The organism is Bradyrhizobium sp. SPXBL-04 (assembly GCF_051853035.1).
Taxonomy (GTDB): Bacteria; Pseudomonadota; Alphaproteobacteria; order Rhizobiales; family Xanthobacteraceae; genus Bradyrhizobium; species Bradyrhizobium zhanjiangense.
This window is the reverse complement of record NZ_CP182472.1, coordinates 6,114,316-6,126,978: the sequence shown is the minus strand read 5'-3', so window position 1 is coordinate 6,126,978 and position 12,663 is coordinate 6,114,316. Positions and strand designations below refer to the sequence as shown.

Sequence of the window (12,663 nt, the reverse complement as noted above, 5' to 3'; positions counted from 1 at the left end):
CAAGTCTGCTAGCATCAGATATCTACGGCCGCAAATCGGTCGCAACTATGAGGAAAGACATGCCGCGCATCTTGATGACGGGAGCTTCGGGCGGGATTGGAACGCGCCTGCGGAAACTGCTGCCGCCGATCTATCCGGACCTGCTGCTCAGCGACATCCGCAAGCCGGCCGATCTCGGCCCCAACGAGCAGTTTAGGGCGGCGGACCTGTCCGACCTCGCGCAATGCGAGGCGATCTGCGAGGGCGTCGACGGCATCATCCATTTCGGCGGCTATTCGGTCGAAGGCCCCTGGGACGACATCCTCCAGGCCAACATCATCGGCTGCTATAATCTGTTCGAGGCCGCGTACCGCAAGGGCGTCAAGCGCGTGGTGTTCGCCTCGTCCAATCACGCCGTCGGCTTCTATCCGCGCCACCACAAGATCGGCACCGACGTCACCCCGCGCCCCGACGGTCGCTATGGCGTCAGCAAGGTGTTCGGCGAGGCCGTCGGCGCGCTCTACGCCGACAAGCACGGGCTGAAGGTGACGTGCCTGCGCATCGGCAATTTCGGCGACATGCCGCTCGACCAGCGCCGGCTCGCGATCTGGCTCAAGCCCGACGACCTCGTGCAGCTCTGCCAGATCGGGCTCGAGCATCCCGACATCCATTTCGAGATCTTCTACGGCGTGTCCCTGAACGAGCGCGCCTGGTGGGACAACCACCGTGCCTACGAGTTCGGCTACCGCCCCACCGGCCGCTCCGAGGATCATGTGGCGCACGCCATGGCCGAGCAGGCCAAGCTGAAGCCGGACCCGATCGGCGACCACTATCAGGGCGGCGCCTTCTGCAGCAGCGAATTCGACGGCGATGCGAGCCGGATCATCGACTGGAATAAGCGGTAGGGCTGTTGATGTAGCCTAGGCTCTCGCCACCATGCAGGTGCACTCCCTCGCCCCGTTCTTACGGGGAGAGGGTTGGGGTGAGGGGCTTTCACCGCGAGGACCGTGAGAGTTGGACTCGCGGAAGTCTGTTGCCCTTGGTCTGCATACCGCCGCACGCTTCATCCTAGTCTCCGCGTCTGAGGTTCTCAGCAGCGCGTCTAAGGACGTCATGGAGCCATTCGTGCGAGGGTTCGCCGTCGACGCGCTCGTGCCATAGCAGCCGGACCTCCAGCGGAGTCGCTGTGTAGGGAAGCTCGTAGATCGCGATCGGGTAGTTTTGCTCCAGTGTTTGCGCGAGCGGGCGCGGGACGATAGCTGCCAGTTCGGAATCCCGAATCAGCGCTGGGACCGCGAGAAAATGCGGCAATGACACCGCCATCCGCGGCGGCCGGTCGCTCTCGGCGAGCGCCCGCTCGAGCGCATCGCGGTCGTACATCTCCGAGCGCCGCGCCAGGCCTCGCTCGGAGATGAAGCCGCCGATCGCGCCCTCCTGCTCTCCACCGAAGGAGACCACCACCAGCGGCAGCCGTGCAAGCATCGCCTTGTCCAGCCGACCAAGCTTGCGTTTTTTGCCGACAATCAGCACGTCGTCATATTCGAATAGCAGCGACGTGCGGAAACGACTCGGCGGGAGCGAGAAGACGCCGATCGCAACGTCGATGCGACCGAGGTCGATCTGCTCGGCAAGGTCGATCCGCGTGACCGGCTTGATCGTCAGGTCAATGTGGGGCGCCTCGCGCCCAAGTATCTTCAAGAGGGGCGACGCCAGCACCATCGTGGCAAAGTCATTTGCGGCCAGCGTAAACTGCTTGGTTGACGTCGCCGGAACGAAGGTCGGCAGTTCCACAGCTGCCTCGAGCACGCGTAGCGCCTCGCGAATTTGGGGGGCCATCGTCAAGGCCCGCGCCGTCGGCTGCATGCCCGCGGCCGTGCGCACGAACAGCTCATCTTCCAGCATTTCTCGAAGCCGGGCGAGCGAGTGGCTTACGGCGGACTGGCTGAGCGCGACTTTCTGGCTGGCGCGCAATACGCTCCTTTCCTCCATGACGGCGTCGAACACTTTAAGCAGATTCAGGTCCAATGTCTTGAATGAAACCGACACGATGAGGATCCAGTTGATGGCTGACGGCGCGCCGCGACGGCGACCAGTTAAGGTCAGGGGCGCCGTAGATGCAACCGGTGCAAACGATCGAACCAAGCCTTGAGTCCCGGGCAAACTGAAGGAGGTTCAGGATCAATCTGCAAGAGTTTCACTTCCGCAAGAGACCGATCCCGGCATTATTCAATCGCTGCGTTCGGAGGAGGTGAACGATGCGATCGACCGCGACGACAGGTACCGGTAAGGCGGTTGTTGCGACGTTGATTTCGCTGATGCTCACGACCGCCGCGATTGCCGACGAGGCACCGATCAAGCTCGGGGTGCTGACCGACATGTCCTCGCTTTATGCCGACAATGGCGGGCAAGGGTCAGTGGTCGCGGCGCAAATGGCCGTTGACGATTTCAAGGGCAGGGTTTTGGGGCGTCCCGTCCAGATCATTGCCGGCGACCACCAGAACAAGGCTGACGTAGGATCGGTGATTGCACGGCGCTGGATCGAGAACGAGGGTGTCGAGGTGATACTCGATGTCCCCAATTCGGCCGTCGCGTTGGCTGTACAAGGCATTACCCGTGACAAGAAGAAGCTGTTTCTCGCCACTGGCGCCGCCACTTCGCGCCTCACCGGCGACGAATGCTCGCTGAGCGGCATTCACTGGACCTACGATACCTTTGCTTTGTCGCAGGGCACAACCAAAGCGATCGCGCGCCTTGGCGCAAGGACCTGGTTCTTCCTCTCCGCCGATTATTCGCTGGGCGCACAGCTCGAGGCCGATAGCCGCCGGGTCATCGGCGCGACCGGTGGCAAGGTCGTGGGCGCGGTCAAGCATCCTATCAACACGCCGGATTTCTCCTCCTTCCTGCTGCAAGCGCAATCTTCGAAGGCGGATGTGATCGCACTGGCCGATGCTGGCGGAGATTTCATCAACGCGGTCAAGCAGGCCGGCGAGTTCGGGATCACGCGCGGGCAAAAGCTTGCCGGACTGATCGTTTTCATCGCGGACATTCACAGTCTGGGATTGCAGAGTGCTCAAGGCTTGATGCTCAGCTCGGCATTCTACTGGGATATGAACGACGACACGCGTGCATGGTCGAAGCGCTTCATCGAGAAGACCCGGAAGGTCCCGACCATGATCCATGCCGGCACTTACGGCGCGGTGATGCACTATCTCAAGGCGGCCGAAGCGGCGGGCACTCTCGATGGACCTGCCGTTGCTGCCAAGATGCGCGAGATGCCGGTGAATGATTTCATGACGAAGAATGGCCGGATCCGCGAAGACGGCAGATTGATCCGGGACATGTATCTCTTCCGGGTCAAGTCACCGCAGGAATCGAAACATAAGTTCGACTACTATGAGCTGCTCGCGACCATTCCCGGAGAAGAGGCCTTCAGGCCGATGGAGGACGGAGGATGTCCGCTCCTGAAGAAGCCGTGATGGCTGGAGATGAGGCGCGTATCGTGGCGCCGAGCCCGATCGACGCGATCCTGACCGGCCGGTTTGCGTGCCGCCAGTTCTGCAACGCTCCGGTCGCCCGACGAACAATCGAGCAGATCCTCCGTGTCGCGCGATTCGCGCCCAGCGGTGCGAACATCCAGCCCTGGCACGTCTACGTGCTGACAGGCGAGGTCAAGGGCAAGGTGTCGGCGGCGCTGCTGGAGGCGCACGAGACCTCTCGTGACGAACACGTCTCGGAGTACAAATACTACGCCAGCGATTTACCCGGTCTGTATCTCAAACGGCGGCAGGAGTTCGGCCGGCTGTTCTATGGCTCGCTCGGCATTCATCAAGCCGATTCAGAGGGGAGGAGCAGACAGACCGCGAAGAATTACACATTCTTCGGCGCGCCCGTGGGACTGATCGTGACCATCGACCGTCGCCTGGAAGTCGGTAGCTGGCTCGACCTCGGAATGTTCGTGCAGAACATAATGCTCGCGGCGGCAGGACGCGGGCTTCAATCGTGCCCGCAGGAAACGTTCGCAAAATACCATCGAATCCTGCGCCCACTGCTGTCGATTCCGGCAGAGCAAATGGTGGTGTGCGGCATCTCGGTCGGCAAGGCCAAGCTTCAGGGGCAGGACAGATTGATGCCGCGGGCGGACATCGATGAGTTCGCGACGTTCCTTGGTTTCGAAGATTGAAGCTTGGTCGAAGAGGAGATCACGATGCAAAGCCGAGAAGAACTGATCCAGTGCAGCATTCCGTTTCTTCGGGAGGTCAAGGACATGACCCCGGGAGCTGAGATGGAGCGTTGGCTCAACGAGACATATGGGGAAGAGAGCGCGCTCTATCAGGATCTCGCTCGTCTGATCAAGGTCGGGGTCGAGGAAGGATGGGCCGCAAACCAGGAAGTGGACGGCCCAAACTACCGGCGCAGCCGCATCCTTGAGCCGACGGCCGACACGTTCCAGTTCAGCATCACTGCTGTGTACATGAACAGCGCCGATCCGCGTCGCTTCAAAGACGAGGACGACCACGACGTGTTGCGGGGACAATATCACGGCCATCCCTACGGCGAGCTCAACCTTGTGGTGCCCTTGAACAAGGGCGCGGAGTTGAGGGGATTACAGGGTTGGCAGGGAGCCGGCTGGACGGCGCCTGATCCGGGCAGCAGACACTATCCTGAAGTCAGGGGCGGCGCGGTCATTGCACTGTTCTATCTGCCGGCTGGGCGCATCTCATACGATTTCAAGGCGCCGGCCGGATGAATGCGCGACGCGAAGCGCTCGGGTGCGCTCTCGTCAATTCCTGACAATTGCTGCGGCCGGGCCAAGCGTCCGGCTTGCAGTTCAAGTCGGGCCATTGCCGATCACCGCATGTCCGCGGGCGCCGCGCGCAGATCGTCCGTGATGTGTTCGAACAAGCGGGCCCCTTTGATCGCACGAGCTGTCGCACGTCATTTTGCAACGCGTGCTTCCTGTTTCTTGGTCACATGCCACAGCACCACATGGTAGTGCGGCACATCCACGCCGGGGTGACCCGCGTTGAAGTAGAGGCTGACGTGGTCAACTGGTGCCGCGGACCCAGCCCCCTCCAATGACTTGTGATCGTCGATGTCCTTGTTCGGGACCATGTACACGGTCGCCACCAAGCGATCCCTGCGATCGAAGCACAGGAACGGCCCCAACGGCAAAGTGTCGGGCTTGACGAAGATGACGCCGAGGCCCGGAAAGAATTTCGGGAAGTTCACGAGATCGCTGACCCGCTTATATCCGTTTTTTTCGGCGACCTTCCGCTGATTTGGCGGCCGACGAACGACTTCGGGCTTCTCGTCGTGCTTCCTGTGCGCCTTGCTGCTTCGGTGAGGGGCTGTCCTGGTTTGATCGACCTTGGCGGCCGGCGGCGCGGTGGCTGGCGCGAGCGTCTGCGGCGCTGGCGGAAAGAAGGGAGCAAATTGGGCGGCAGGACGCCTTACGTCGGCGATCAAGGCGAGCAACGCAACCAGGGCTGCCTTCATAAGCGCGTTGCGCATCGACATCTCCCCGAGATTTGCCTACCAAATTTTGCTCACTTATCTGGATTGCGTTCTCGCCAGCGCAGGAAGTCCCGGAACAATTCTTCGCGGTCTGGCGGATTGGCGGTTGGCTTTCCCTCGAGGAAGCGGCCGAACGCCTTGCGAAGCGCGGCCTCGCCCCCGGATTGCTGCTGGAGCCAGCGCTCTGCCGGTCGGAATCGTTGCCATCCCGGGAGCAGCGCGGCCAGGTTCACCTCGCGCCATTTGGGGTGATGTGCGTCGCCGAGAAATTCGGGAAAGCGCGCGAACAATGTCTGGACGAAGAATTCCAGCAACCGAAATCGCTCGTTGCCGCTTGGCCAGTTGTAGGCGAAGAGAGCGGATTTGATCGCGATCGTGTCGACACTTGCTTCGGCCGCGATGATGTTCGGGTAGTCCTGATGGCGAAGCGTCGATGGTAGATAGTCTTGTTGCAGCAACTCTTTGGAGTAGGGGATGGGCAGGAGGTGAATATCATCGAGCTGCGAGACCTGCGTCAGGAAGCTGACCGGTTTTCCTGAGACCAACAGAGCGGCGGAGAGATCTCCCTTCCTCAGACCATCCAGCGCGGCCTCCGGTCCCAAGTTCGACTCGCTGACCTTGACGCCCAGACGGTTCAACACTTCGCGGCCGAGTATGGCGCCGGCACTGCCGTCGTCCCCGAGATTGACCCTCTTTCCCGACAGCTCCGACAGACTTCTGATCTCGAGCCGCGCGAGAAGATGGAACTCTTCGATATGGAGCGGGGCAATGTAGGTCAGCTTGTCAGAGATATCTCCGAACGTCCTTGCTTCCCGGAGCCGGTCGACCAGGACGACGGGCGCGATCGCCACGTCGGCACCTGCGAGGGTGAGCACATCAAGGACGTTGCGGATACCGCCGTTTCCCACGATGGGCAGGACCCGCAAGGCGACCTCGCCACGAGGGCCGGTCTCTTGGCCGCCGGCGAGCGTGGTTGCAATGTCCTGAGCGATCGCGAATTCAGTGCATTGCGGTGTACCGGTTACGAATCCCACCGTATACGGATCCGCAGATCGTCCCGTTTCCTTCCGCGGGGTGCTTTCTTTTCGCAGAGCTTTCCCGGTTTCACTTGGAGACGCGGGCAGCCGCTTTTGTGCGAGGGACTCCTGGACCTGTCCGCCGAGCCAGGCCGCTGCAATCAACGCGATGAACAAACCGGCCCGCATCGCTGCGCAGACCCTCATTGTTCAAATAGCCGGCCCTCCCTTGGGCCGACATGCTGATCGATCGTCACCCGGCCACGTCCAAAGCATGACGGGCGAATGAAGCTCGCTCGAGCCTTCCAACGCGCCGGGGCTTGCGACGTTCCGGGGAGCGAATTAGGCTCGTTTCGTGGCGGGAAGCCCCCACCTAGAGCCCGGCCTTATCCTCAGCGATGCGCTTGAGATAATCCGACTTGCTGAACTGCATGTGGTCGACACACAGCTGCGCCAACGCCCAGCTGTCGCGGCCCTTGAGCAGCTCGATCATCAGCTCGTGCTGGCGCCGCGATTGTGCAAGACCCTCGCGGTCGGCGAGATTCTTTGCGCGCATCGGCAGCGTCAGGTTCATGTAGTGCTGGAGCGAGCGCACCAGATAGGGATTGCCGCAGGCCGAGAACAGCGCAAGGTGGAAGGCGTCGTTGGCCTCGTGAATGCCGCGCAGATCCTGCACATCCGCCTTCGCGCAATATTGCCGTTGCAGCGCGGAGAGTTCGTCGATCAGGGCTTGCGGCGCAGGCAGGGAGATCATCAGCGCGGCCTGCCGCGTCAGCATCTCCCGCACCTCGTAGATCTGCCGGACTTCCTCCGCCGAGTAGAACCTTACGGTGGCGCCGACGTTCTTCTCGCGGCGGACGATACCGCGCCGCTCGGCTTCCACCAGCGCCTGACGCACGAAGTGCCTGGAGGTGCCGTAGCGCGACATCAGCGCGTCCTCGGTGAGGCGCGCGCCCGGTGCGAGGCGGCCGAAGATAATGTCCTCTTCCAGACGAGCGACGACGTCGTCCGGATCGTCGCGCCGGACCGGCATGCTGTCTGCAGTGCGAATATCGGACATGCCCTCAGCCTCCCGGCGGTTGGCCGGTTCGTCCCTGTGGAGCAGGGGAAGCCTGGATTGTCAATAATTTGTGCCGCAAGGGATGCCAAAAGCTTAGAAAGTGCGACAATATTGGCCAATCTTATTGACAATCGAGGGGCAGGCTGTACCACAATGGCAAGGTGAATGGAGTGGCACGATGACGAGTGGTTTGCGCAAGGGTCTGACGAGCTATGGCGATGCCGGCTTCTCGCTGTTCCTGCGCAAGGCGTTCATCAAGGCCATGGGCTATTCCGACGACGCGCTGGAGCGCCCGATCGTCGGCATCACCAACACCTATAGCGACTACAATCCCTGCCACGGCAACGTCCCGCAGATCATCGAAGCCGCCAAGCGCGGCGTGATGCTGTCGGGCGCCATGCCGTTTGTGTTCCCGACCATTTCGATTGCCGAGAGCTTTGCGCATCCGACCTCGATGTACTTGCGCAATCTGATGGCGATGGACACCGAGGAGATGATCCGCGCCCAGCCGATGGATGCGGTGATCGTGATCGGCGGCTGCGACAAGACGCTGCCAGCGCAGGTGATGGCGGCGATCAGCGCCGATTTGCCGACGGTGGTCATTCCAGTCGGCCCCATGGTGGTCGGCCATCACAGGGGTGAAGTGCTGGGCGCCTGCACCGACTGCCGCCGGCTGTGGGCAAAATATCGCGCCGGCGACATGGACGATGCCGAGATCGAGGCGGTGAACGGGCGCCTCGCGCCGTCGGTCGGCACCTGCATGGTGATGGGCACGGCCTCGACCATGGCCTGCATGATCGAGGCGATGGGCCTGTCGTTGCCGATGAGCGCGACGATCCCGGCGCCGCATGCCGAGCGTTTCCGTCTGGCGGAGGCGAGCGGCAAGGTTGCCGCAGAGATGGCGAAGACCAAGGGGCCGAAGCCGAGCGAGTTGCTGACGCCGGCGTCCTTCAGGAACGCGCAGGTCGTGCTTCAGGCGATCGGCGGCTCGACCAACGGCCTGATCCATCTGACCGCGATGGCGCATCGCTCGCCGCACCGGCTCGATCTCGAAGTGTTCGACCAGATCGGCCGCGAGGTGCCGGTGCTGGTCGATCTCAAGCCGTCCGGCGAACATTACATGGAGCATTTCCATCACGCCGGTGGCGTGCCGAAACTGCTGGCGCAGCTCGGTGATCTCGTCGACCTCGACGCCAGGACCATCACCGGCCAGACGCTGCGTGATATCGCGGCGAATGCAGAGGACGTGCCCGGCCAGGACGCGATCCGTCCACGCGACAATCCGATCAAGACGGAAGGCGGTCTTGCCGTCTTGCACGGCAATCTCGCGCCGCGCGGTGCGGTGATCAAGCAGTCGGCCGCGAGTCCAAAACTGCTGCAGCATACCGGGCGTGCGGTGGTGTTCGAATCCGTCGAGGATATGACCCTGCGCGTCGACGATCCCGATCTCGACGTGAATTCCGACGACGTGCTGGTGTTGCGCAATGCCGGCCCTAAGGGTGCGCCGGGCATGCCCGAGGCGGGCTATCTGCCGATCCCGAAGAAGCTGGCGCGCGGCGGCACCAAGGACATGGTGCGCATTTCGGATGCGCGCATGAGCGGCACCGCGTTCGGCACCATCGTGCTGCACATCACACCGGAATCCGCCGTCGGCGGGCCGCTGGCGCTGGTGCGGAACGACGACATGATCCGCCTCGATGTGGCCAAGCGCAGCATCGAGCTGCTGGTCGATGCGGTCGAGCTGGAGCGGCGGCGCGCCGCGTTGAAACCGACCGCAGCGCCCGAGGAGGCCCGGCGCGGCTACGCCTGGCTGTTCAACGAGACCATCATGCAGGCCGACGAGGGCTGCGACTTCGATTTCATGCAAGGGACTGGGAAGAAGACCGAGAAGGGCTGATCAAGACTCGAACGAGCGCTCAGACCGCACAAGCGGCGGGCGATAAAACAGGGGGGAAACGATGATTGCGCGATCCATGCCAAGATTCTTACATGGGTTGGCGGCCATGGCCGCCGTGCTGTTCGTCACGGGGGCCGGGGCACAGGAGGTGAAGCATTATCGCTTCGCCTATGACCAGCCCCGCAACACCGGCTATTCCATCGCGGGCGACCTCTTTGCCGAGAAGCTCAAGGAATTGAGCAAGGGCACCATGATCATCGACCAGTATCCGGGCGCGCAGCTCGGGCAGGAGCCGCAGGTGCTCCAGCTCGTGAAAGCTGGCGACGTCGAATTCTCGATCATCTCATCGGCCAACACCGCGACGATCTCGCCGCAGGCCGGTGTGATGTCGCTGCATTATTTGTTCCGCGACGAGAACCACGTGATCAAGGGGCTGGCCGATCCCCGCGTCTTCGAAGCGCTCAGGACCATGATCGACGAGACCACGCAGGGCCTGCACGTCATCGCGACGGGATCGCAGGGCGTGCGCCATATGTACTCCAAGAAAGAGATCCACAACGTCGGCGACGTCAAGAACCTGAAGGTCCGGGTGCAGGCCACCGCGACCGAGGACACCATGTTCCCCGCCTATGGCGCCCAGACCGTGCACATGCCGTTCGGCAGCGTTTACACGAGCTTGCAAACCGGCGTGGTCGACGCCGCCGAGAACAGCATCAACGTCTACCTCGTCAACAAGCATTACGAGGTCGCGCCCGTCCTCAACATCACCGAGCACGAGGCCAACAACGCGCTGGTGTTCGTCTCCGACAAGCTCTGGCAGAGCCTGTCGGCCGAGCAGAAGGGGTGGGTGCAGACGGCGGCCAACGAGATCAGCACCAAGGAGCCGGCGAAAGCGTTCGAGCTTGAGCGAACCGCGGCTGAGAAGCTGAAGAAGATGGGCGTCAAGCTCGTCCAGGACGTCGACAAGAAGAGCTTTACGGCGATCGCCGATCCCTATCTCGACAAGCTCGCCAAGGAGCTCGGCCCGCATGCCGAGAAGATCAAGGATTTGATCCGGTCGATTAATTGACGTGGTGCCGGAAGTCGGTGCGCTCCCTCTCCCGCTTGCGGGAGAGGGTAGGGGAGAGGGTGTCTCCTCGGAGGGACTCCCAATGAGGCGAGAGCCCTCACCGGCGCTCCGCGCCGACCTCTCCCACAAGCGGGAGAGGTTCAGACAACCCACAGCCACCGACTCAACTAAATCGTTCCGCACCACGTCGGAACGACGGGGGACATTGAATGGCCATCGCCGACAAACTGCTCGTTCAACGCCAACGCCACCTGAAATGGCGCGCGCTCGACTGGCTCGAACTTGCGCTGATGATCCTCTGCGGCTTGCTGTGCTTTGGCTTCTCACTGTCGGTGACCGCCGACATCATCACCCGCACCATCGGCCATCCCTGGCTGTGGCTGCAGGAGGTGACGTCGACGCTGTTCATCTACGCGATCTTCATCGGGACGGCGGCCGCGACCCGGCGCAACGACCATCTCTATCTCACCGCGATCTCCGAGGCGATGCACGGCACCTCGCGGCTCATCGTCGAGGTGATCATCCGCCTCGTCGTGCTCGGCGTCGCCTTCTGCCTGATCTGGTACGGTTACCAGAATTATCTGCGCGGCTTCGGCAGCTTTCGTCTGCCGTCGGGCACGCCGATCGCCTCGCTCTATGCGATCATTCCGCTGTCGGGCGTGCTGATCGGCCTGTTCACCATCGAGCAGCTCGTCAATGGCCTGCGCAACGGCTTCGATCACCCCGAGCCGCCGGATGAGGATGCGGAGCCGATCGCCGCTGCCGCACAGATGGGGGTGCAGCCGTGAGCGCACCCATCGTGCTGGCCTTGATGACGGTCTGCTTCCTGTCCTTCGGCTATCTCGGCGTGCCGGTGCCGTTTTCGCTGATGGCCGGCGTCTTCATCGGCGCACTCTTGTCGGACGTGTCGCTCGCCGCGATCATCCAGAAGATCTTTGACGGCGTCGATTCAGAGGCGCTGCTGGCGATCCCGTTCTTCCTCCTGGTCGGCGAGCTTATGAGCTCGGCCAATGTGGTGGTGCGAATAGCCAACCTCTCGGTATCGCTGGTCGGACATATCAGGGGCGGGCTGTCGCAAGTCGTGGTGGTCTTCAGCATGTTCTTCTCGGAGATGTCGGGCTCGACCACCGCCGACGTCGCCGTGATGAGCCGCGCGCTGGGCGGGCCGATGAAACGCGAGGGCTACGAGCCCGCCTTCATCGCCGCGATCATCGCCTCCGCATCCACGATTGCGGCGCTGGTGCCGCCGAGCATCACCGCGGTGGTCTATGGCGCGGTCGGCAACGTCTCGATCGCCGGCCTGTTCATGGCGGGCGTGGTGCCGGGCCTGATGATCGGCTTCGGCCTGATGATCTACTGCTACTTCTTCGGTCCCTCCGGCTTGCGCAAGCCGCGCGCGCCGCTGCGACAGGTGGTGTTCGCCGCCGGCGATGCCGCCCTGCCGCTGATGATCCCCGTGATCCTGCTCGGCGGCATCCTGACCGGCTGGTTCACACCGACGGAAGCCGGCGTCGTCGCCGTGGTCTGGATCGTCCTGGTCGTGATCCCCGCGCTCAATCGCGGGCACTTCAGGAAAATCCCTTATGATTTCTGCCTCGCGGGCCTGATCTTCTCGCTGCCGCTGATCACGATCGGCGCCGCCAACGCCTTCGGCTGGATGCTCGCCTATTTGCGCGGGGCGACCTACATCGCCGAGTGGATCACCTCGATCGCCGGGAATGACCCGCATTTGATCATGCTGTTGATGGTGCTGCTCTTCACCATCGTCGGGGACTTCATCGAGCCGGTGCCGACCATCATCATCTTCATGCCGCTGGTCAATGCACTGACGGAGGCCGGCGAGATCAACGCCGTGCACATGGGTGTGGTGCTGATCGCGACGCTCGCCTTCGGCCTGATCACGCCGCCTTATGGGCTGGTGCTGCTGATGGCGTCGAAATTCGTCGGCATCAGTTTTGCCAAGGCCTTGCGGGCGGCGTTGCCGATCTATCTGGTATTCCTCGCGACCATCGCGTTTGCAATCTATTTCCCGAGCGTGGTGCTGTGGCTGCCGCGGCACGTGCTCCCCGAGTCGGTCGGCTGCTTCAAGTCGCCGGCCGGCACGGGCTACATCTGTCCGCAGTAGGCC

12 protein-coding genes are annotated in these 12,663 nt (G+C 62.5%); 8 read left to right on the top strand and 4 right to left on the bottom strand.

The window, feature by feature from the left end:
- Positions 1–59 precede the first annotated feature (59 nt).
- On the top strand, positions 60–884 hold the full coding sequence (locus ACNJX8_RS29045; protein ID WP_439357586.1) for an NAD-dependent epimerase/dehydratase family protein: 825 nt from the start codon (positions 60–62) through the stop codon (positions 882–884).
- Positions 885–1,047: 163 nt separating this feature from the next.
- Here ACNJX8_RS29045 and ACNJX8_RS29040 read toward each other — a convergent pair whose 3' ends face one another.
- On the bottom strand, positions 1,048–2,121 hold the full coding sequence (locus ACNJX8_RS29040) for a LysR family transcriptional regulator (protein ID WP_439357585.1): 1,074 nt from the start codon (positions 2,119–2,121) through the stop codon (positions 1,048–1,050).
- Positions 2,122–2,234: 113 nt separating this feature from the next.
- Between ACNJX8_RS29040 and ACNJX8_RS29035 the strand changes: the two genes are divergently transcribed.
- Genes ACNJX8_RS29035 through ACNJX8_RS29025 form a run of 3 tightly spaced genes read left to right on the top strand, consistent with a single transcriptional unit; the run spans position 2,235 to position 4,726 of the window.
- Complete coding sequence (locus ACNJX8_RS29035) at positions 2,235–3,455, top strand: ABC transporter substrate-binding protein (protein WP_128939671.1); 1,221 nt, start codon at positions 2,235–2,237, stop codon at positions 3,453–3,455.
- 23 nt (positions 3,456–3,478) lie between these two features.
- A complete protein-coding gene (locus ACNJX8_RS29030) occupies positions 3,479–4,159 on the top strand; it encodes a nitroreductase (RefSeq protein WP_245473255.1) in 681 nt (226 codons plus the stop codon).
- A gap of 24 nt (positions 4,160–4,183) precedes the next feature.
- Positions 4,184–4,726 carry a 4-hydroxylaminobenzoate lyase gene (locus tag ACNJX8_RS29025; RefSeq protein ID WP_128937504.1) on the top strand — a complete coding sequence of 181 codons (543 nt, stop codon included), beginning with the start codon at positions 4,184–4,186 and terminating at the stop codon, positions 4,724–4,726.
- A gap of 188 nt (positions 4,727–4,914) precedes the next feature.
- Here ACNJX8_RS29025 and ACNJX8_RS29020 read toward each other — a convergent pair whose 3' ends face one another.
- The 3 genes from ACNJX8_RS29020 to ACNJX8_RS29010 form a co-directional block, all read right to left on the bottom strand.
- Entirely contained in the window at positions 4,915–5,490 is a 576-nt protein-coding gene (locus tag ACNJX8_RS29020; protein ID WP_439357584.1) for a hypothetical protein, read from the bottom strand.
- 35 nt (positions 5,491–5,525) lie between these two features.
- Positions 5,526–6,698 (bottom strand): TAXI family TRAP transporter solute-binding subunit, encoded by a 1,173-nt coding sequence (locus tag ACNJX8_RS29015; RefSeq protein ID WP_439357583.1) that lies wholly within the window; start codon positions 6,696–6,698, stop codon positions 5,526–5,528.
- Between the two features lie 184 nt (positions 6,699–6,882).
- Positions 6,883–7,569: a GntR family transcriptional regulator gene (locus ACNJX8_RS29010; RefSeq protein WP_128935151.1), complete on the bottom strand. Its 687-nt coding sequence runs from the start codon at positions 7,567–7,569 to the stop codon at positions 6,883–6,885.
- A 178-nt stretch (positions 7,570–7,747) separates the two neighbouring features.
- Between ACNJX8_RS29010 and ACNJX8_RS29005 the strand changes: the two genes are divergently transcribed.
- From ACNJX8_RS29005 to ACNJX8_RS28990, 4 genes are all read left to right on the top strand, one after another.
- Complete coding sequence (locus ACNJX8_RS29005; protein ID WP_439357582.1) at positions 7,748–9,466, top strand: IlvD/Edd family dehydratase; 1,719 nt, start codon at positions 7,748–7,750, stop codon at positions 9,464–9,466.
- 61 nt (positions 9,467–9,527) lie between these two features.
- A complete protein-coding gene (locus ACNJX8_RS29000; RefSeq protein ID WP_128939677.1) occupies positions 9,528–10,535 on the top strand; it encodes a TRAP transporter substrate-binding protein in 1,008 nt (335 codons plus the stop codon).
- 209 nt (positions 10,536–10,744) lie between these two features.
- Positions 10,745–11,323, top strand: coding sequence for a TRAP transporter small permease (locus ACNJX8_RS28995; RefSeq protein WP_128935148.1), 579 nt, complete (start codon positions 10,745–10,747; stop codon positions 11,321–11,323).
- Entirely contained in the window at positions 11,320–12,660 is a 1,341-nt protein-coding gene (locus ACNJX8_RS28990; RefSeq protein WP_128943949.1) for a TRAP transporter large permease, read from the top strand. The genes ACNJX8_RS28995 and ACNJX8_RS28990 overlap by 4 nt, the downstream gene beginning before the upstream one ends.
- Positions 12,661–12,663: the final 3 nt, after the last annotated feature.

What these genes read in the sequence shown, in the direction of transcription:
- ACNJX8_RS29005 (WP_439357582.1), top strand. Translation starts at nt 7,748, where the DNA reads ATGACGAGTGGTTTGCGCAAGGGTCTGACGAGCTATGGCGATGCCGGC.
- ACNJX8_RS29020 (WP_439357584.1), bottom strand. Translation starts at nt 5,490, where the DNA reads ATGCGCAACGCGCTTATGAAGGCAGCCCTGGTTGCGTTGCTCGCCTTG.
- ACNJX8_RS29025 (WP_128937504.1), top strand. Translation starts at nt 4,184, where the DNA reads ATGCAAAGCCGAGAAGAACTGATCCAGTGCAGCATTCCGTTTCTTCGG.
- ACNJX8_RS29010 (WP_128935151.1), bottom strand. Translation starts at nt 7,569, where the DNA reads ATGTCCGATATTCGCACTGCAGACAGCATGCCGGTCCGGCGCGACGAT.
- ACNJX8_RS28995 (WP_128935148.1), top strand. Translation starts at nt 10,745, where the DNA reads ATGGCCATCGCCGACAAACTGCTCGTTCAACGCCAACGCCACCTGAAA.
- ACNJX8_RS29035 (WP_128939671.1), top strand. Translation starts at nt 2,235, where the DNA reads ATGCGATCGACCGCGACGACAGGTACCGGTAAGGCGGTTGTTGCGACG.
- ACNJX8_RS29000 (WP_128939677.1), top strand. Translation starts at nt 9,528, where the DNA reads ATGATTGCGCGATCCATGCCAAGATTCTTACATGGGTTGGCGGCCATG.
- ACNJX8_RS29015 (WP_439357583.1), bottom strand. Translation starts at nt 6,698, where the DNA reads ATGCGGGCCGGTTTGTTCATCGCGTTGATTGCAGCGGCCTGGCTCGGC.
- ACNJX8_RS29045 (WP_439357586.1), top strand. Translation starts at nt 60, where the DNA reads ATGCCGCGCATCTTGATGACGGGAGCTTCGGGCGGGATTGGAACGCGC.